The 19,116-nt window shown below is 48.0% G+C and carries 19 protein-coding genes; 18 read left to right on the top strand and 1 reads right to left on the bottom strand.

Going from position 1 to position 19,116, the window contains the following annotated elements; all coding sequences use genetic code 11:
- The 16 genes from P0G09_RS07100 to P0G09_RS07025 all read left to right on the top strand — a co-directional run bounded on the left by P0G09_RS07100 (position 1) and on the right by P0G09_RS07025 (position 13,821).
- Positions 1-480 carry a flavodoxin gene (locus P0G09_RS07100; protein WP_007592963.1) on the top strand — a complete coding sequence of 160 codons (480 nt, stop codon included), beginning with the start codon at positions 1-3 and terminating at the stop codon, positions 478-480.
- Between the two features lie 34 nt (positions 481-514).
- The gene (locus P0G09_RS07095) at positions 515-934 is read left to right on the top strand and encodes a nuclear transport factor 2 family protein (protein WP_006573504.1); all 420 of its coding nucleotides are present in this window, start codon (positions 515-517) and stop codon (positions 932-934) included.
- Between the two features lie 44 nt (positions 935-978).
- Positions 979-1,188: a hypothetical protein gene (locus tag P0G09_RS07090; protein WP_006573505.1), complete on the top strand. Its 210-nt coding sequence runs from the start codon at positions 979-981 to the stop codon at positions 1,186-1,188.
- 19 nt (positions 1,189-1,207) lie between these two features.
- On the top strand, positions 1,208-2,251 hold the full coding sequence (locus P0G09_RS07085) for an O-acetyl-ADP-ribose deacetylase (protein WP_006573506.1): 1,044 nt from the start codon (positions 1,208-1,210) through the stop codon (positions 2,249-2,251).
- A gap of 5 nt (positions 2,252-2,256) precedes the next feature.
- On the top strand, positions 2,257-3,789 hold the full coding sequence (locus tag P0G09_RS07080) for a hypothetical protein (RefSeq protein ID WP_195279233.1): 1,533 nt from the start codon (positions 2,257-2,259) through the stop codon (positions 3,787-3,789).
- A 22-nt stretch (positions 3,790-3,811) separates the two neighbouring features.
- Positions 3,812-5,320 (top strand): DNA methylase, encoded by a 1,509-nt coding sequence (locus tag P0G09_RS07075; protein ID WP_275252318.1) that lies wholly within the window; start codon positions 3,812-3,814, stop codon positions 5,318-5,320.
- Complete coding sequence (locus tag P0G09_RS07070) at positions 5,317-5,739, top strand: hypothetical protein (protein WP_275252317.1); 423 nt, start codon at positions 5,317-5,319, stop codon at positions 5,737-5,739. The genes P0G09_RS07075 and P0G09_RS07070 overlap by 4 nt, the downstream gene beginning before the upstream one ends.
- The gene (locus tag P0G09_RS07065; RefSeq protein ID WP_275252316.1) at positions 5,739-6,500 is read left to right on the top strand and encodes a hypothetical protein; all 762 of its coding nucleotides are present in this window, start codon (positions 5,739-5,741) and stop codon (positions 6,498-6,500) included. Before P0G09_RS07070 ends, P0G09_RS07065 begins: the two co-directional genes overlap by 1 nt.
- Positions 6,497-7,156, top strand: a complete 660-nt coding sequence (locus P0G09_RS07060) for an SIMPL domain-containing protein (RefSeq protein WP_275252315.1) — start codon at positions 6,497-6,499, stop codon at positions 7,154-7,156. Before P0G09_RS07065 ends, P0G09_RS07060 begins: the two co-directional genes overlap by 4 nt.
- A 236-nt stretch (positions 7,157-7,392) precedes the next feature.
- On the top strand, positions 7,393-7,722 hold the full coding sequence (gene mobC / locus P0G09_RS07055; protein ID WP_005934759.1) for a plasmid mobilization relaxosome protein MobC: 330 nt from the start codon (positions 7,393-7,395) through the stop codon (positions 7,720-7,722).
- Positions 7,683-9,047, top strand: coding sequence for a relaxase/mobilization nuclease domain-containing protein (locus P0G09_RS07050; protein WP_275252314.1), 1,365 nt, complete (start codon positions 7,683-7,685; stop codon positions 9,045-9,047). The genes mobC and P0G09_RS07050 overlap by 40 nt, the downstream gene beginning before the upstream one ends.
- Before the next feature lie 176 nt (positions 9,048-9,223).
- Complete coding sequence (locus P0G09_RS07045; protein ID WP_197055333.1) at positions 9,224-9,436, top strand: helix-turn-helix transcriptional regulator; 213 nt, start codon at positions 9,224-9,226, stop codon at positions 9,434-9,436.
- 69 nt (positions 9,437-9,505) lie between these two features.
- Positions 9,506-11,008 carry a class I SAM-dependent DNA methyltransferase gene (locus tag P0G09_RS07040; protein ID WP_275252313.1) on the top strand — a complete coding sequence of 501 codons (1,503 nt, stop codon included), beginning with the start codon at positions 9,506-9,508 and terminating at the stop codon, positions 11,006-11,008.
- Positions 10,998-12,173, top strand: coding sequence for a restriction endonuclease subunit S (locus P0G09_RS07035; RefSeq protein ID WP_275252312.1), 1,176 nt, complete (start codon positions 10,998-11,000; stop codon positions 12,171-12,173). Before P0G09_RS07040 ends, P0G09_RS07035 begins: the two co-directional genes overlap by 11 nt.
- Before the next feature lie 108 nt (positions 12,174-12,281).
- The gene (gene xerA, locus P0G09_RS07030; protein WP_275252311.1) at positions 12,282-13,265 is read left to right on the top strand and encodes a site-specific tyrosine recombinase/integron integrase; all 984 of its coding nucleotides are present in this window, start codon (positions 12,282-12,284) and stop codon (positions 13,263-13,265) included.
- A gap of 13 nt (positions 13,266-13,278) precedes the next feature.
- The gene (locus P0G09_RS07025) at positions 13,279-13,821 is read left to right on the top strand and encodes a restriction endonuclease subunit S (protein WP_275252310.1); all 543 of its coding nucleotides are present in this window, start codon (positions 13,279-13,281) and stop codon (positions 13,819-13,821) included.
- Here P0G09_RS07025 and P0G09_RS07020 read toward each other — a convergent pair.
- Positions 13,818-14,525, bottom strand: coding sequence for a restriction endonuclease subunit S (locus tag P0G09_RS07020; protein ID WP_275252309.1), 708 nt, complete (start codon positions 14,523-14,525; stop codon positions 13,818-13,820). The two genes, P0G09_RS07025 and P0G09_RS07020, sit on opposite strands and share 4 nt — an antisense overlap.
- On the opposite strand from P0G09_RS07020, the gene P0G09_RS07015 reads away from it, so the two are divergent.
- Positions 14,490-15,992 (top strand): hypothetical protein, encoded by a 1,503-nt coding sequence (locus P0G09_RS07015; RefSeq protein ID WP_275252308.1) that lies wholly within the window; start codon positions 14,490-14,492, stop codon positions 15,990-15,992. The genes P0G09_RS07020 and P0G09_RS07015 overlap by 36 nt on opposite strands.
- A gap of 16 nt (positions 15,993-16,008) precedes the next feature.
- A complete protein-coding gene (locus tag P0G09_RS07010; protein ID WP_275252307.1) occupies positions 16,009-19,098 on the top strand; it encodes a type I restriction endonuclease subunit R in 3,090 nt (1,029 codons plus the stop codon).
- Positions 19,099-19,116: the final 18 nt, after the last annotated feature.

The raw sequence follows: 19,116 nt of genomic DNA, 5'->3' as shown, positions 1-19,116 counted from the left end.
ATGAGCAAGAAACTTGTAGCATATTTTTCTGCGTCCGGCGTGACCGCGAAGGTTGCCGAGACGCTGGCTGAGGCAATCGGCGCGGACATCTTTGAGATTGAGCCGAAGGTGCCTTACACGGAAGCTGATCTGAACTGGATGGAAAAGAACGCCCGCAGCACGATTGAAATGAACGATCCCGCTTCACGACCGGAAATTGCCGTGAAGCGGGACAACATGAAGGACTACGATACAATCTTTGTGGGCTTCCCAATCTGGTGGTACGTTGCGCCGACGATTATCAATACGTTCCTTGAGAGTTATGACCTGAGCGGCAAAACGATCATCCCGTTTGCAACCTCCGGCGGAAGCGGCATTGGCAAGACGAACGAACGCCTTGCGCCGAGCTGCAAAGGCGCAAAGCTGATGGACGGCAAAGTTTTCAAGGGCAACGTCGGGCATCAGGAGCTTGCGGCGTGGGTTGAAGGACTTGGACTTTAAGGGGCAGACAAATCGGAAGTTGTGGAGGTGCTTTATGAACGAGAGAGAAAAAATTATCCGATTATGGTTTGATATGTGGATTAAGAAAGCAGATTTAGGAATTGACAATATTTTTACAGATGATGTTGTATATACTGAGAGTTGGAGTCCTAAATATGAAAACCGCAAAACGGTAAAGCACTGGTTTGACGAATGGAATACACGCGGAAGTGTTCTTGTCTGGGAGATTAAGCAATTTTTTCATCAAGGCAATCAAACAATCGTGGAGTGGTATTTTAAAAACAAAATGAATAATGGAAATGTTGAAGAATTTGACGGAATATCTTTAATTGTATGGACACAGGATAACAAAATAAAATCATTAAAAGAGTTTGGTTGCAATCTTCATAATTACAATCCATATCGAGATAGTGATATTCCCGTATTTCGAGAAGAAAAAGCAAATTGGTTTTGAGAGGACTATAAATTCCAGTTTAACGAACAGGAGATGATGATCGCATGAAAATCCTACATGAACTTTCTTGGCTATGGGAAACGCTGGGCATTGCGCTTGTTGCTGCGGCTGTCTGCATGGCTTGCGCTGCGCTGATTGGCAAGGCAGCGAAGAAGAAGCTCGACAAAAAGGTGTTGGCGGTCGTAGGGGCAGCGGCATTTGTGGGCGCGATTCTGGCGGTCATTCTGATCGCCCGGACACCGATGCCGCTTTGATAGGACGGAGGATAGAATCATGCCGCTTCAAATCGTCAGAAATGACATCACGAAAATGAAGGTGGACGCCATCGTCAACGCTGCCAACGAGTCGCTGCTGGGTGGCGGCGGTGTGGACGGCTGCATTCATCGTGCTGCAGGACCGGAGCTGCTGACGGAATGTGAAACGCTCCACGGCTGCAAAACCGGGAGCGCAAAAATCACGAAGGGCTACAAGCTGCCCTGCAAATATGTCATTCATGCTGTCGGTCCGCGCTGGTATGACGGACGGCATGGTGAGCGCGAACTACTGACATCCTGTTATCGGACATCGCTCATGCTGGCGAAGGAATACGGCTGCGAATCGGCTGCGTTCCCTCTGATTTCCTCCGGCATTTTCGGCTATCCGAAGGATCAGGCTCTCAAAGTGGCGATTGACACCATTAGCAGTTTCCTTCTCGAAAATGAAATGACGGTGTACATCGTCATTTTTGACCGCAAAGCCTATCAGATCAGCGGCAAGCTGTTTGCCGATATTGCAGCGTACATAGATGACCGCTATGTGGATGAGCATACTGATAATCGTTCCGAGCGTCTGCGCAGGATGAACGCCTTCCGGATGGAAGAACCCATGCCTTGCGAGGCATCCGTTTGTGAAGAGGCAATCGAACAGCTCATGCCTCCCGTCTCTGCGGCGGCTGCCCCCAAAAAGGCGGCAACCCTTGATGACGCGCTGGGACAGATCGACGAGAGTTTTTCCGAGATGCTTCTGCGAAAGATTGATGAGCGCGGCATGACGGACGCGCAGTGCTATAAGAAGGCGAATATTGACCGGAAGCTCTTCTCGAAGATCCGCTCGGACAAGTCTTATAAGCCTTCCAAGCCCACGGTCATTGCGTTTGCCATTGCCCTTGAGCTGCCGCTTGTTGAAATGAAGGATATGCTCATGAAGGCTGGCTTTGCGCTCTCCCACTCCAACAAGTTTGACATCATCGTGGAGTATTTCGTGGAGCATGGGAACTATAATGTCTTTGAGATCAACGAGGCTCTGTTTGCCTTCGACCAAAGTTTAATAGGAGCATAAGGTCTATGGATAAAGTGTTTCAGAAATTTTTGCGAAGTGGTATTGACCTTTCGCCCGTAGGGGTGGAGCGTCGTGAAGATAACAACCCATACTTTTGCACGCCAAAAGGTGCATCTATTTTTGGCTGGGCGGGTGTGGACGGCATCCACTTCTGCTTTGTTCGAGACTTTGGCGGTATGGTATTTTCCGTCAGTCCCATGAACTCGGCTCCGGATTTTGTTCATCCGCTGGCAAACGATTTTGAAGACTTTCTGAGGTTGCTCCTTGCTTGCAGTGATTCGGCAGCGCTGGAACAGGCGTGGATGTGGGATAAAGCCCAGTTTGAAGCCTTTTTGCAGGACAACCCTCCAACGCAGGATCAGCAAAGAACGCTATCAGAGCTTGCTGAGAAAATGAAATTGACGCCTATGGAACAGCCGTGGGTATACATCAAAAAGCTGCAAGCATCTTTTGATTATAGTAAGATCAAGTACACCGAGGACTATTATGATGTTGATATGAACCCAGAAGCAGAACCGACCATGCCTGAGTGGAAGGTCTACTTTGATGGAAACTTCTGGGGACATTCGGGAAAAGACCATGCCGGAACGGAAATCCGGTTGAATAAGCAATTTGACTGGGCGAGGCATCATTGGGTTATTCCTGCGGCGTATTCTTGCAGCAAGGGACTCGTCATGGACTTTTGTATGCGTACCCCGGAAGAAGACATTCGCAAGTTCATAACTAAATGGGATTTACACCCCGAAAACGACTCCTGCGAATACTTCACGCAGGAGCAGCAAATGCAGATAGATTTAGACAATCCACTTTGCCTTGACTTTATTCCTCGTTTGGAATTGAACGGGAAAACAATGCTGACCTCCCACGGCTGTTCCGTGGTCTTTAATCCATGTTTGCCAGACGGGGTGATCAATGAAGCGGAAGCAAAGTGGGCATTGGAACACTATGATTTGGATACATCCTATGGATGGATGATTTTTCGGGCAGCTTTTCCGTGGACAAGCAAACGCCGTCCTGAAATAAAAGCCCTCTCCCTTACAATGGAGCAGCAGTCGTGTCGTGTCCCGGGACCACATTTCAAGGCACACGCTCCCGGTGATTCGTTTTCTTTCCTCCATCCGGTCAGTGGAAAAAAATACACATTGACTGTACAGGAATTAGAGCAGCAGACAATTTCCGAAAAGCGTTACGGTTCTGACCGCTGGTTTTATCCTACGCATTTTACTGCTATGAGCTATACACTTTCTCCTGAACCTGACAGCGATGTTACGATCTGTGATTGCGCTGAGGGGGACAAGCCTTTGGAAATTGCGCCATGCTCTGACCGCTATGCACCAGAGGCACGAAACGATATTGCTTGTATCGGCATTATCGGCGGAGCGGACGGTCCAATCGCAATCGTGTGTGGAGACAGCTCAAAAGAAAAACTTCATGCAGTTTGTTCCTCTCTACACTTTGAGCCGGTGGAGGGTGATATTGAATGGCGTATCGTATTCAACATTAAAAGCTCCAATGAAATGTCATTAGGGCTGATCTAAGAAGAAAGCGGAGGCAAAGAAGGTGAAACAACACACTTACATCGCAATCGACCTGAAATCCTTCTACGCCTCCGTGGAGTGCCGGGAGCGCGGCTTAGATCCTCTGGACACAAACCTTGTTGTTGCGGATGAAAGCCGTACCGATAAGACCATCTGCCTTGCCGTCACGCCCTCCCTCAAGAGCTACGGTATCTCCGGACGCGGGCGGCTGTTTGAAGTCAAGCAGCGTGTGAAGGAAGCAAATGCCGGACGGCAGCACGACGCACCGGGACGCAGACTGGACGGCACATCACACTTCTTCTCGGAGTTGCAAGCAAACCCGTCTCTGGCGATTGACTTTATCATTGCGCCGCCCCGAATGGCGTATTACATGGAGTACAGCACCCGCATCTATCAGGTCTACCTCAAGTACATCGCGCCGGAGGACATTGTGGTCTATTCCATCGACGAGGTGTTCATGGACGTGACGGACTACCTGAACACCTACAAGCTCTCGGCACATGACCTTGCCATGAAGATCATCCTCGACGTGCTTGAGACAACCGGCATCACGGCAACCGCTGGGATTGGGACGAATCTCTTTCTCTGCAAAGTGGCAATGGATATTGTGGCGAAGCACATCCACGCCGACAAGAACGGTGTCCGCATTGCAGAGCTGGATGAGATGAAGTTCCGGCGTGAGCTTTGGTCTCATCAGCCTCTCACGGACTTCTGGCGCGTGGGTCGGGGCATTGCCAAGAAACTTGAGCAGAACGGGATGTTCACGATGGGTGATGTTGCCCTCTGTTCAGAGCGGAACGAGGACTTGCTTTACAAGCTGTTCGGCAAGAATGCGGAATTGCTCATTGACCATGCGTGGGGATGGGAACCGACCACCATTGAAGCAATCAAAGCGTACCGTCCCAGCTCCAACAGCCTCAGCTCTGGTCAGGTTTTGCACTGCCCCTATGAGCCGCAGAAGGCGAAGCTGGTTGTGCGGGAAATGACGGACTTGCTTGTGCTGGACTTGGTAGACAAGGGGCTTGTCACCGACCAGATGGTTCTCACAGTTGGCTACGACATTGAGAACCTGACTGATCCGGCGCGACGGGCAAAGTATCACGGCGCGGTGGAGACAGATCATTATGGGAGGCAGATTCCGAAACAGGCGCACGGCTCTATTAACCTCGACGGTCACACATCCTCTACTCGCAAAATAATGTGTGCTGTGTCAGAACTCTTCGACCGGATCGTGGATAAGAATCTGCTTGTCCGCCGTATGTATGTTGTTGCAAATCATGTCCTGCCGGAAGCTGATGTACCGAAGAAAAACGACGGTGCAGTCCAGCTCGACCTCTTTACCGACTATGCCGCCGAAGAGGAAAAACAGAAAGCCGAAGATGCCGCTTTGGAGCGTGAGCGGAAGATACAAGCCGCCACGCTTGCCATCAAGAAGAAGTATGGAAAGAACGCCATCCTCAAGGCAATGAATCTTGAAGAAGGTGCAACCGCGAAAGACCGCAATGCGCAGATTGGAGGGCATAAGGCGTGAACGGAAAATACGACGAGATCATGGGACTTCCTCACCACGTTTCCAAAACGCGACCACAAATGCCGATGTCAGATCGTGCAGCGCAGTTTGCGCCCTTTGCCGCCCTCACCGGCTATGATTCTGCAATCAAGGAAACCGGACGTCTGACCGACGAAAGGATTGAGCTTGATGAGGGAGCCTTGACCGCTTTGAACATGAGGTATCAGCTTCTCATGGATGCCCTTGATGAAGAGCCGGAGGTTGAAATAACCTACTTCAAACCTGATGAGCGCAAAGCTGGCGGTGCGTATGTAACTGCAACCGGCGCAGTCATAAAGGTTGATGACTTTGAGCGCCTGATTACCATACAGGACGGCACGAAGATTCCGATGGATGACATCCTAAGCATTGACGGAGAGCTGTTCTTGTCCTTAGAATAATGTCGCTTGCCATGCGACCAAATGAAGTGAATACCGAAGTACAATATGACTGTAAGGTGAGACACCAAGCAGTCATATTTTTATATACGGAGGTACAAAACATGAGAAAGAACTTGACGGAGATCGTATTCATCCTTGATCGCAGCGGCTCTATGAGCGGACTGGAAACAGACACCATCGGAGGATTCAACTCCATGATTGAAAAGCAAAAAAAGGAGAATGGTGAGGCATTGATCTCTACCGTTCTCTTTGACAACATGAGCGAGGTTATTCATGACCGTGTACCGGTTCAAAAGGTCGAGCCGATGACCGACAAGGACTATTCCGTTCGCGGCTGCACCGCGCTTCTGGATGCTATCGGCGGAGCGATTCATCACATTGGAAATGTCCACAAGTACGCAAGAAATGAAGATGTCCCTGAACATACTCTGTTCGTCATCACAACGGACGGTATGGAGAATGCAAGCCGCCGTTATGACAGCGAGAAGGTCAAGAAAATGATTGAGCGTCAAAAGAAAAAGTATGGCTGGGAGTTTTTATTCCTCGGTGCAAACATCGACGCGGTTGAGACGGCAAGGCATTTCGGAATTGGTGCAGACCGAGCGGTCAACTACCACTCTGACCATGAGGGAACGCAGCTCAACTATGAAGTTCTGAGCGAAGCGGTTTCTGCTGTCCGATGCAGCGTACCACTGGGTACGAATTGGAAAAAGCGTATTGATGAGGACTTCAATTCCAGAAAGGACGGGAGAAAGCAATGAGAACGATCACCGTAAAAGGGACAGGAAATGTCTCCGCAAGACCGGATTACATCATCCTCTCCTTGAACATTGAAACCTTATCTAAAACCTATGACCGTGCAATGTCGGAAGCTGCCGAGAGAATCGAAAGACTGCAAGGTGCCGCAGTCTGCGTTGGGTATCGCAAAGAAGACTTGAAAACCACGAGCTTTGATGTCCAGACAAGATACGAGAACGTCAAGGATCGGCAAGGAAATTACAAGCGAGAGTTTGTCGGATATGCTTGCAGCTATCGCTTGAAACTTGCATTTGACTTTGACAGCAAACAGCTTGCAAAGGTCATTTCTGCGATTGCGGATTGCGGTGCAAAGCCGGAACTCAGTATTGCATTCACTGTAAGAAACCCATCAGCGGTCAGCGAAAAGCTGCTGATCAGCGCGACGGAGAATGCCAGAGCGAAGGCGGAGATTCTTTGCAAAGCATCAGGCAGTACGCTTGGGCAGCTACTCAATATCGACTACAACTGGGGCGAACTCAATGTGTATTCCAGAACAAGCTATGAGGTCGAAGACTGCATTCAGCCTCTTATGGCGATGAGTAAATGCTCTGCGCCAGAGATCGAGCCGGACGATATTGACGTGTCGGACACCGTGGCTTTCACATGGGAAATCCAATGATTTTTTGACTTTTTTGAAATCCGGTACTCAACAAACGCTCTTATTGTGTCCGTTGTAAAGTGAAGGGACATTTCACGGAGGACTCTTCGGGGAATACGATTTTGGGAGATTAGCAAGCAAATCCGGTGAGTACCCACCGGAGAAAAATCAGTTAAGGAGACCCTGCCCTTAACATCAGATTTTTGCTTGTTGGGATAGTCCCAAACCCTTCTAATCTTTACGACGGAGGGCGCAGCATGGTACGAAGAACACGAGACATTCAGAAGAAGATTTGGCTGACACCACAGGAAGAACGGACGATTGCAAAGAAGATGGAGATGATCGGCACGGAGAACTTTGGTGCGTATGCAAGGAAGATGCTGATCGACGGCTACATCATCGTTGTGGACTACACGGAGCAGAAAAAGCTCGCCGCCGAAATCAACAAGATCGGTGTGAACATCAATACCGTCTGCCGCAGGATCAACTCGACGGGACGATTCTATCAGGACGATATTGACGAGCTGAAAGAAAAGATGGACGCGGTATGGCAGTTACTAAAATCAAAGCAATCCGAGGAACTTTGAGCAAGGCAATCGCGTACATTCTCAATCCCGAAAAGACCGACGAGAAGCTGCTGGTCTCGTCCTACGGCTGTGCCAGCGAGACCGCAGCGCGGGAATTTGAATGGACACGGAAAATAGCCGAGCAAAAAGGGATGAACCCGGTCAGGATCATAGCCCGTCATGTGATCCAGTCCTTTGGAATTGGAGAGGTCACGCCGGAGCTTGCCCACGAGATCGGCAAGCAATTTGCGGATGAAATCCTCGGTGGAAAATACGAGTATGTGCTGACCACGCACATTGACAAGGACCATGTTCATAACCATCTGATTTTCAATGCGGTTGACTTTGTGGACTACCACGCCTACAAGAGCTACAAGCGGATTTACTATGATATGCGTGAGGTCAGCGACCGGCTCTGTAAGGAAAACGGTCTCTCTGTTATCCCTCCCTCTCAGAACAAAGGCATGAGCTACAAGGAGTACACCGAAGCCAAACGCGGCACGAGCTGGAAGCAAAAACTCAAGCAGACCATCGACCGGCTTGTCATCACAGCGAAGGACTACGATGATTTTCTGCGGCTCATGCAGGAAGCCGGTTATGAAATCAAACCCGGCAAATACATCTCCTTCCGCGCTGAAGGTCAGGAGCGGTTTACCCGTTCTAAGACCATCGGAGAGAACTACACCGAGGAACGCATCAAGGAGCGGATTGCCGGACGGACGCCCCGAAGAAGTCAGAGACAGACCACGCCGAAGGGCATCTCTCTCATCGGAGATATTCAGGAGCGGATCAGGCTTATCGACAGCAAGGGTTATGAGCATAAAGCAAAGCTCACTATCCTCAAGGAAGCGGCACGGACGCTCAACTATCTCACAGACAACAACTTGCTCCAATACGCCGATCTTGAGAAGAAGGTCGAGGATGTTCACAGCTCCTATGATCGTACCGGCAAGGAGCTGAAAGGCGTTGAAGCGCGGCTGCGGGAAGTCCAGCCGCTTATCAAAAACATCTCCAACTACCAGCGCCTAAAACCTGTATATGACGCTTTCCAGAAGGCAAAAGATAAGCCGGGTTTCAAGGCAAAGCATGAGGCAGAGCTTGTGATCTTCGAGGCGGCACGGAGTACGCTGCTTGCCATGCAGGGCGATGAAAAACTGCCGAGCTTGAAGACGCTGCAAGCGCAACAGCAGCGACTTCTCGATGAGCAACAGCGGCTCTATGATGAACGTGCGAAGCTCAAAAAAGAAGTAAAGCAAATAGAGACGATCAAGTCTAATGTTGATACGTTTCTCGCTCCTTCTGCTGACCATGACCGTGATCATCTGCGCAGCACACAGCGCGAATAATCTCGTCAAAAACAGGGCATCTCCGATCAACAGGAGATGCCCTGCATCCTTGAGAGAAGGTTCGAGAAATTGAAACTTTTTCTTTAATTTCTGCATCAACGGATTGCTTTTGAGAATGAAATCCAGTATAATATTATAAACGATGTTGAATGCAAGCAAGCGAAAGGATGGTTGCCGTGCGCATAAGCTATAAGAAACTATGGATGCTTCTTCTGGAACGCGACATAAAGAAGGCTTCTCTACGACATGAAGTAGGGCTGTCTGCCGGAACATGGACAAAACTGAATAAGGGGGAAGAAGTGTCCCTCTCTATTTTGCTGCGCATTTGTGATTACTTGAACTGTGACATCGGAGATATATGTGAGGCTGTGCGAACGGACAAGAACTGAGTCCGGTTTTTCGTACAGCTCTTTTTGTAGAATAGTAAGTGTGAAACTATAACTTTGGAGGTTGCTGAAATGGCTGAAAATAACACAAGCAATATCGGCTTTGAAAAACAAATCTGGGACGCGGCTTGCGTCCTGCGCGGAAACATCGACGCATCCGAATACAAGTCCGTCGTTCTCGGATTGATTTTCTTGAAATACATTTCTGATCGCTTCGAGGCAAAGTACAAGGAACTGGTTGAAGAAGGCGATGGATTTGAAGAGGATCAGGACGAATACACTGCCGAAAACATATTCTTTGTCCCTGAGAATGCACGATGGAGTGCGATTGCTGCTGCCGCTCACACGCCGGAAATTGGCACGGTAATTGATGATGCAATGCGCAGTATCGAGAAAGAAAACAAGCGCCTCAAAGATATTCTGCCTAAGAACTTCGCCCGTCCGGAGCTGGACAAGCGGCGTCTTGGTGAAGTGGTTGATCTCTTCACCAACATTCAGATGATCGAGCATGGAAACAGCAAGGACATTCTCGGTCGTACATACGAATACTGTCTCTCCAAGTTTGCTGAGCAAGAAGGTAAACTTGCTGGTGAGTTCTATACTCCCTCTTGTGTTGTACGTACCCTTGTTGAGGTGTTGCAGCCGTTTAATGGACGTGTTTATGACCCATGCTGCGGCTCTGGCGGTATGTTCGTTCAGTCTGCAAAGTTCATCGAGAATCACGGCGGCAACATCAACAAGATTTCCGTTTTTGGTCAGGACTCCAACCCGACCACATGGAAGATGGCGCAGATGAATCTTGCCATTCGCGGTATTGAAGCCGACCTCGGCAAGTTTAATGCGGACACGTTCTTTAACGACTGCCACCCTCAACTCAAGGCAGACTTCATTATGGCAAATCCTCCCTTCAATCTCTCCGGCTGGGGTGCGGATGAACTCGTTGATGATGTCCGTTGGCAGTATGGTACGCCTCCTGCTGGAAATGCAAACTTCGCGTGGTTGCAGCACATGATCTGGCATCTCGCCCCGAATGGGCGTATCGGTATGGTTCTTGCAAATGGTTCGCTTTCCTCGCAGTCCGGCGGTGAAGGTGAAATCCGCAAGAACATTATCAATGCTGACCTTGTGGACTGTATCGTTGCAATGCCGACGCAGCTATTCTACACGACGCAGATCCCGGTATCGCTCTGGTTCCTTGCAAAGAACAAGAAGCAAAAAGGCAAGACACTATTCATCGACGCACGGAAACTCGGCACTATGGTTACGCGGAAGCTGCGCGAACTGACGGATGAAGACATCAAGAAAATTGCCGACACTTATAATGCCTTCGTTGATGGAACACTCGAAGATGAAAAGGGCTTCTGTGCTGTTGTCACTACACAGGACATTGCAAAGCAGGATTACATTCTCACTCCGGGACGCTATGTTGGTATTGAGGAACAGGAAGATGACGGCGAGCCGTATGAAGAGAAAATGGGGCGTTTGACTTCTGAACTTTCTGAGCTTTTCGCAAAGTCCCATGAACTTGAGGCGCAGATCAAAGAACGACTGGGGGCGATTGGGTATGACATCTGAGTGGAGGACAATTCGCGCTGCCGACTTTATTGACTTTAATCCTCGCTTGAGCCTCAAAAAGGGTGACATTGCAACGAAGGTTGCAATGGACAAATTAAAGCCGTTCACGAAAAAGATTCCAGAGACGGAAAAAGCCGAGTTTAACGGCGGAGCTAAGTTTTGCAACGGGGACACCGTTATGGCAAGGATCACTCCATGCCTTGAAAACGGAAAAACCGCTTATGTTGATATGCTTGATGATGGCGAAATTGGCTTTGGCTCAACGGAGTTTATTGTGATGAGAGCAAAAACGGGAATCAGCGATCCGCAATTTGTTTATTACACAGCAATAAACCCGGTTTTCCGTAATGTAGCTATAAAGTCTATGGTTGGATCTTCTGGAAGGCAGCGAGTTCAACAAAGCGTTCTCGAAGAGCTTGAATTGTCAGTGCCAGACTTGGACGAGCAGAGACGCATCGGAGATTTCCTTGCAAGGATTGACGAAAAGATTGCGCTTAACGATAGGATAAACGATAATTTATATGAGATAGTCAACGCTTACTACACATCACTATTCAAGGACGTTGAATGTGAAATGACCACCATCGGCAACTATGCCGAGCGCATTTACAGCGGCGGAACTCCGACAACCTCAAATGCAGCGTATTGGGATGGCACGTTTGGCTGGTTTTCATCTGGTGAGACCCGAAATCGTTTTGTGATCTCAACTGAAAAAAGCATTACACAAACCGGCATCGACAATTCATCTACCAAACTCGCTTCAAAACACGATATTGTCATGGCATCTGCTGGTCAGGGTTTTACGAGGGGACAGACATCCATGCTTTTGATTGACACCTATGTCAATCAGTCTGTAATCGTCATTCACGCCGATAGAAACATCCTACCCTATCTGTTTTGGAATTTGGCAAACCGGTATGAGGAACTTCGCGCAATCTCAGATTCAAGTAGTATTCGAGGAAGTTTAACCACAAAGATGATCGCAGCGTTTGAAATACCCTGTGCAAACAACGATGTAATTCAAACATTTTCTGGTTTTGCGTGGGCTGTCATCCCTCAAATTGAGAATAATCTTCTTGAGAATGAGCGTTTGGCAGCACTGCGAGACTCCCTTTTGCCCAAGCTGATGACCGGCGAGATTGATGTCTCCGCCATCCAGCTCTAAGCCGCTAAATTATCGTTTACCGTCTGAATAACTCTCACCAGTGGCGAGAGTTTTACAAAAGGGACTGCCACTGAATGTCGTTCTCTTACCTCGAAAGGAGACACGACAATGACAGAACAACTCATCACGGAGATACAGCGAAAAATGCTGCCGTATCTTAACAACGAACAGCTCATGCACCTTCGGGATGCAATGGCTGAGACATTGGAAGGGGCAACGATCACCTATGATAGTGGCTCAATTCCAGCAGACGAAGCAGATGCAGTCGAAGCATTTATCACGGCAAAGCGGATCGAAGGCTGTTCGGAGAAAACCCTGAGCTACTACCGGAAGACGATTGAGGCTCTAATTGCCGGAGTTGGAAAGGCTGCGCGACAGATCACCACAGATGATTTGCGCCGCTATCTGACAAGCTATCAAGTTCAGCGTAGGTCGAGCAAAGTGACCATAGACAACATCCGCCGGATACTGTCCAGCTTCTTCTCATGGCTTGAAGATGAGGATTTCATTGTGAAAAGCCCGGTACGCCGGATTCACAAAGTTAAGACTGCACAGGTGGTCAAGGACACCTACACCGATGAAGCGTTAGAGCTGATGCGTGACAACTGCACAACAGCACGGGACTTGGCGATGATTGATCTTCTGGCTTCCTCTGGAATGCGTGTTGGTGAGCTGGTCACACTAAACCGCGAAGACATCAACTTCAATGAGCGCGAATGCGTTGTTATCGGCAAGGGTAATAAAGAACGATTGGTCTATTTCGACGCAAGGACGAAAATCCACCTTCAAAACTACCTTGAGGGGCGAACGGATGAAAACCCAGCTTTGTTTGTTTCCCTGAAAGCTCCCTTTGACCGATTGATGATTGGCGGAGTGGAGACACGCCTTCGGGAGCTGGGAAAGCGTCTGAATATCCCGAAGGTTCACCCTCACAAGTTCAGGCGTACACTGGCTACAACTGCCATAGACAAAGGAATGCCCATAGAGCAAGTCCAGCAGCTCTTAGGGCATCAGAAAATCGACACCACCATGCACTATGCAATGGTGAAACAACAGAATGTGAAGCTGGCACATAGAAAATACATCGGATAGGATGGTGTACCGCATGACAGAATGGATTGAGTGTACTCTTGATAAATTAGGAGAAATAGTTGGTGGGGCAACCCCATCTACAAAATGTGAAGACTACTACGGAGGCAGTATTCCGTGGATAACGCCCAAAGACCTATCTTCTTTCAAAGGAAGATACATAACCAGCGGGGAAAGAAATATAACCGAAAAGGGACTTGCGTCATGTTCTGCACAAATGATGCCGAAAGATGCTGTTCTCTTCACATCACGCGCTCCCATTGGTTACGTCGCAATCGCTTCTCAAAGTGTTTGTACCAATCAGGGATTCAAGAGTATTGTCGTAAATGAAAAAGCTGATCCGCTATTTGTTTACTACCTTTTGAAGTACAACAAGGACGCTATCGAAGCGATGGGAAGCGGAACCACCTTTAAGGAAGTATCAGGAAAAACGATGAGGGCTGTTAAGGTACGCATTCCCGTAGATGTCAGCTACCAAAAACGAATTGCTGCTGTGTTGGATAGCCTTGATACCAAAATTGAAAACAACGAAAGGATAAACGATAATTTAGCGGCTTAGAGCTGGACAGCGGAGACATCAATCTCGCCGGACATCAACTTTGGTAGCAGTTCATCCCTAAGTACAGCCAGCTTACGACCCTCAATCCGGTTCGAGATTATCAGCTCAAAAATGGGCTGCATGATAGAGGTGAGACTTGTATAATCTTCTTCGCAAGGAATTAAGACCTCTGCTTTGGCAAGTTCCTCACGTTTGATATGCCCCATTGTTGTTGCCTTATCAGCAGCGATTGCAATAAAACGGGCAAGGTGGTGAGCCGTCCACAGGTAGTAAAACCACTTGTCATAGATGTCTGATGTAACCTTGAAAAGGTGCTGATTCAATCCGCAAGTTCCCCCGCACCATATATCAACAAGTAGACTTCCAGACCAAGAGAAGATGACATCGCCATCGTGAATGATGTATTCTGGTTTGATTCTCAAGGAGCAGAGTTCACTACTATCATCACATGAACCTTGGCGGAGTTCCTTGATCTTCAATACTGGAAGACCTATTTCATTCCCCTGAGGACGGAACTTCTGCATGGCAAGTCCATTCAAGTAATTGGCGATGTCTAAGAGATTGCCTTTTCTCCATCCAGCAGGGATGGCATCAATATTGATAAAATGGTTGTCAAAGATAGCTTTGGCTTGAGCGTATAAATTATCGTTTACGCTAGGAGGGATAAGATGAAATACTGCTTTTACTACGATGAGTCTGAGCATAGCAGGGTCATCAATCTCTCAACCGTTACTGGTGAGACATATTATGATGGTTTTCTGGCAGCTATTATCGGGTGGCGCAGCGATCACGAAACAGCTTTTGAACAGCGTTATCATGCTTTTGAAGAAAAATACGCTGATAGGAAGAAAAAAGGAGAGCTGAAAAGCGGAACGATAAAGCCGAAGCAGTTAGTTCATGGATTTGCCTCTCTCAACGAAGCAAATGTAAAGCTGCTTGGAGATTTCTTCTCCATCTTTGATGCGAACAGCTATATCTATCTGTTCTGTGCAAGCAAAATCGAATACGTTATCACCCAGCTTTTCAAAGGCTATCGCAATAGCGTCTTCTTTGATATGGACGCTGCACGCTACTCAATAGTCAAAGCGATAGTTACATACCGACCCACAGAGGTAATTGAAAGCCTGTATAAAAGTCCAGCGGAGTTTGTAGCTGCGTTAATGACATTCTTGACGAACCGGATTAGGCGTAACAAAGAAAACCGCGAATTGAAGGCGCAGGAAAACACGGCATTTGAAGCCGTCCTTTATGTCCTGAATAACGTCGATGTTCCGCAGTCCCTCACTTGGGACTACCATTCGCAGTTTGTCGGGTTTGGAAATTTCCTGAGCAGCAAGGGCATTCTTGATTATTCAGTCTTGCTTGACAAGGAAGGTGAAGCAGGAGCCGAAAGCGAAACTCTCATTGCCGCGAAAGAAGCCAGTTTGAAGAATTGCGAAGAGGCAGACTCGATAGACCACTTTGGAATTAGAATGGCTGATATGCTGGTAGGAATTATCGGCAAACTGATGAAATCGCTATACCATTCCTTGACACCGACGCAGGACAGTCCCCGCATTGCGAAGACTCTTCTTAGCAAAGAATGGTTCAGACTAACCGATGGGCAGTTACAGCTATACAAGCAGCTTTATCATATCGTGTTCGAGATCAACAATGATTGGTATAAGGTCTATGCCGGTAATTATTCAGATGACCTTGTTAGCTTTTTGGGACTGCTGGATTTCATGAATCATTTCAATTCAGCTAAAGACATCGAACAAGACTTTGATATGCAACCGGAGTATTGTAATAGCTGCATCTGCCAAAGACTTGAAACCCATTTTGAGCAGATGAAAAACAAGCTGCCTGTTGAGCCGGTGAAAGATCAAGAAAAGGATTTTTTTAGGAATCGACGCGGCGCAAAAGTTTATCACGATGTAGACAGACAACCCATTCTGGAACTCACCAAAGGAAAAAACGCCTTTGTAGTTCTTTCTGTCGGTATTGCAAAGGGCGGCATCCCATTAGTCACTGTTGAGGCATCACCTGAAAATCTATGTTATAGGCTGCCTGTACAGTTGAACGAATGGGCAATGACGCTGGTTTCAATGGCAAATACAGGAGAAGATTTATTTCCTGCTGAGGTAATCTTCACAAAAGCTGAAAACCGCATCTATGCGGATATTATGTAGAGGGAGTTGAGTACAAATGTCGGGCTATTTTACCGAATCAAATTATGAGAATGCCGTCTTGCAGCTTCTCAATGAGGATCTTGGATATACCTATGTCTATGGACCAGATGTGGAGCGCGATTATCACTCTCCGCTTTATGAGGATGTCCTGCTGCCCTCTTTGCAGCGAATCAACAAAAACTTGCCAATGGATGCTCTGACGGAGGCAATCTATAAGCTCAAGAACTTTGAAACCGGAACGCTTTTGCAGAAGAACATGGTCTTTATGGACTACCTCCAAAACGGAGTCCCGGTAAAATACTATGACAAGGGTGAAGAACGCTCTACCCTTGTTTACCTTGTAGACTTCAAAAATCCTGCCAGTAACGAGTTCACAGTTGCGAATCAATGGACTTTCATTGAGAACTCCGAAAAAAGACCAGATGTGATTCTCTTTGTCAATGGTCTCCCACTCGTCATTGTGGAGTTGAAGTCTCCGTCCCGCGAAGAAACCGATGCTTCCGCAGCATACCGCCAGCTCCGGAACTATATGTATGAGATCCCCTCTATGTTCATTTATAATGCGGTATGTGTCATGAGCGACTTGACCACTTCAAAGGCTGGTACAATCACGTCCGGCGAAGACCGCTTTATGGAGTGGAAAACAACAGACGGCAGCTATGAGAATACGCAACACGCATCATTTGACACATTCTTTGTAGGACTGTTTGAGAAGACCCGCTTCCTTGACATCGTGAAAAACTTCATCTGCTTTAATGTGGATGGACAGAATACTTTCAAGATACTCGCCGGGTATCATCAGTATTTCGCAGTCAAAAAGGCGATTGAGTCTACAAAACACGCAACAGTGACGGACGGTAAGGGTGGTGTTTTCTGGCATACGCAGGGCAGCGGAAAATCGCTGTCTATGGTCTTCTATGCTCATTATCTGCAAGAAGCGTTAGAAAGCCCCACTATCGTTGTCATTACCGACCGTAACGATCTGGATGACCAGCTTTACGGACAATTCGCCCGCTGCAAGGACTTCCTCCGGCAAACGCCGCAGCACGCTGAGAGCCGCAAGAATCTGAAAGAATTGCTTGCAAACAGACAGGCAAACGGCATAATCTTCACGACCATGCAGAAGTTTGAAGAAAGCAACGAAGCTCTTTCGGAACGCCGGAACATTATCGTGATGGCTGATGAAGCGCATCGTGGGCAATATGGTCTCAATGAGAAGGTTGTGGTCAAGCAGAAGGACAACGGCGAAGTCGAGGCGAAAACCGTTATCGGCACTGCCCGCATTATAAGAGACACGCTTCCTAATGCGACCTACATTGGATTCACCGGAACACCGATCTCCACAAAAGACCGCAGTACACGAGAGGTCTTCGGTGATTACATCGACATCTATGATATGACTCAGGCAGTTGAAGATGGCGCGACCAGACCCGTCTACTACGAGAGCCGTGTGATTCACCTGAAACTCGACGAGAACACCCTCCATCTGATCGATAATGAGTATGACATTATGGCTGACAACGCCGATCCATATGTCATTGAAAAGAGCAAAAAGGAACTCGGTCAGATGGAAGCAATCCTCGGTGCCGACCAGACGATCAATTCCTTGGTAAATGACATTCTTGATCATTACGAGAATTACCGTGAGAATATCCTGACCGGCAAGGCGATGATCGTTGCTTATTCGCGTCCCATAGCAATGAAGATTTATAAGCGCATTCTTGAGCTACGCCCAGCGTGGACGGAAAAGATTGCAGTGGTCATGACGCAAGGCAATAACGATCCCGAAGAATGGCGTGAGATTATCGGCAACAAAGCTCATAAGGACGATATGGCGCGGAAATTCAAAGACAACAACTCTCCGCTGAAAATCGCCATCGTCGTGGATATGTGGCTGACCGGCTTTGATGTTCCCTCCCTTGCTACGATGTATGTCTATAAGCCGATGGCTGGACACAACCTGATGCAAGCTATCGCTCGCGTCAATCGTGTCTTCAAAGATAAAGAAGGCGGTTTGGTTGTCGATTACGTCGGTATTGCGGCTGCACTGAAACAGGCAATGAACGACTATACTGCCAGAGACAAGAAGAACTATGGTGATACAGATGTAAGCAAGGCTGCATATCCGAAGTTCCTTGAAAAGCTCTCTATTTGCAGAGATTTGTTCCACGGATTCAGTTATGAGAAATTCATGACCGGAAGCGACCTCGACAGGGCAAAGCTCATCAGCGGCGGTGTGAACTTCATACTCGGCAAAAGTGTTGCAGAGTACGAGCTTCCCGACAATGAGAAGACACAGAATGTGTTCATCAAAGAAGCCTTGCTTCTCAAGCAGGCACTTTCGCTGTGCAGCAGCTTGGTAGACGAGCAAACCCGCATGGAGGCGGCTTTCTTCGAGTCCGTAAGAACAATGACCGTGCGCTTGGTTTCAGGCGGTACCGGAAAGAAGTTTACGCTTCCGGAAGTAAATGAGCGCATTAACGAGCTTTTGAAGCACAGCATCAAGAGCGAAGGCGTTATCAACCTCTTTTCTGATGTCCAGACTGAGTTTTCGCTGTTCGATCCGAAGTTTCTTGAAGAAGTGGCAAACATGAAGGAGAAGAATCTTGCAGTCGAACTCCTGAAAAAACTGATTTCCGAACAGGTCTCTGTTTACCGTCGAACAAATATCGTCAAGTCTGAAAAGTTCTCCGAAATCATTCAGAGCGCAATGAACCGCTATTTGAACGGAATGCTCACCAACGAGGAAGTTATTCAAGAATTACTCAAGCTGGCGAAAGACATTGCCGCTGCTGCCGCCGAGGGTGAAAAACTCGGATTGACAGCGGACGAGCTTGCTTTCTATGATGCTCTCACGAAGCCGCAAGCAATAAAGGACTTTTACGAGCATGATGAGCTTATTGCTATCACGAAAGAACTGACAGATTTGCTTCGCAAAAACCAGACAATAGACTGGCAAAAGAAAGAGAGCGCAAGAGCAGGAATGCGCCGCCTTGTCAAAAGGCTGCTGAAAAAACACAAATATCCGCCTGAGGGTATGGATGATGCTGTCCAGACTGTCATGAGCCAGTGTGAGATGTGGACGGACAATGTAATGACCGCTTAACTCCCCTACGAGAAAGGA

It is taken from the genome of Faecalibacterium sp. DFI.5.82, from assembly GCF_029076575.1.
GTDB classification, from domain to species: Bacteria; Bacillota; Clostridia; order Oscillospirales; family Ruminococcaceae; genus Faecalibacterium; species Faecalibacterium duncaniae.
Note: the sequence above shows the minus strand (reverse complement) of the source record. Positions and strands in the feature narration are given on the sequence as shown.

What these genes read in the sequence shown, in the direction of transcription:
- P0G09_RS07100 (WP_007592963.1), top strand. Translation starts at nt 1, where the DNA reads ATGAGCAAGAAACTTGTAGCATATTTTTCTGCGTCCGGCGTGACCGCG.
- P0G09_RS07095 (WP_006573504.1), top strand. Translation starts at nt 515, where the DNA reads ATGAACGAGAGAGAAAAAATTATCCGATTATGGTTTGATATGTGGATT.
- P0G09_RS07090 (WP_006573505.1), top strand. Translation starts at nt 979, where the DNA reads ATGAAAATCCTACATGAACTTTCTTGGCTATGGGAAACGCTGGGCATT.
- P0G09_RS07085 (WP_006573506.1), top strand. Translation starts at nt 1,208, where the DNA reads ATGCCGCTTCAAATCGTCAGAAATGACATCACGAAAATGAAGGTGGAC.
- P0G09_RS07080 (WP_195279233.1), top strand. Translation starts at nt 2,257, where the DNA reads ATGGATAAAGTGTTTCAGAAATTTTTGCGAAGTGGTATTGACCTTTCG.
- P0G09_RS07065 (WP_275252316.1), top strand. Translation starts at nt 5,739, where the DNA reads ATGTCGCTTGCCATGCGACCAAATGAAGTGAATACCGAAGTACAATAT.
- P0G09_RS07060 (WP_275252315.1), top strand. Translation starts at nt 6,497, where the DNA reads ATGAGAACGATCACCGTAAAAGGGACAGGAAATGTCTCCGCAAGACCG.
- mobC (WP_005934759.1), top strand. Translation starts at nt 7,393, where the DNA reads ATGGTACGAAGAACACGAGACATTCAGAAGAAGATTTGGCTGACACCA.
- P0G09_RS07050 (WP_275252314.1), top strand. Translation starts at nt 7,683, where the DNA reads ATGGCAGTTACTAAAATCAAAGCAATCCGAGGAACTTTGAGCAAGGCA.
- P0G09_RS07040 (WP_275252313.1), top strand. Translation starts at nt 9,506, where the DNA reads ATGGCTGAAAATAACACAAGCAATATCGGCTTTGAAAAACAAATCTGG.
- P0G09_RS07035 (WP_275252312.1), top strand. Translation starts at nt 10,998, where the DNA reads ATGACATCTGAGTGGAGGACAATTCGCGCTGCCGACTTTATTGACTTT.
- xerA (WP_275252311.1), top strand. Translation starts at nt 12,282, where the DNA reads ATGACAGAACAACTCATCACGGAGATACAGCGAAAAATGCTGCCGTAT.
- P0G09_RS07025 (WP_275252310.1), top strand. Translation starts at nt 13,279, where the DNA reads ATGACAGAATGGATTGAGTGTACTCTTGATAAATTAGGAGAAATAGTT.
- P0G09_RS07015 (WP_275252308.1), top strand. Translation starts at nt 14,490, where the DNA reads ATGAAATACTGCTTTTACTACGATGAGTCTGAGCATAGCAGGGTCATC.
- P0G09_RS07020 (WP_275252309.1), bottom strand. Translation starts at nt 14,525, where the DNA reads ATGCTCAGACTCATCGTAGTAAAAGCAGTATTTCATCTTATCCCTCCT.
- P0G09_RS07010 (WP_275252307.1), top strand. Translation starts at nt 16,009, where the DNA reads ATGTCGGGCTATTTTACCGAATCAAATTATGAGAATGCCGTCTTGCAG.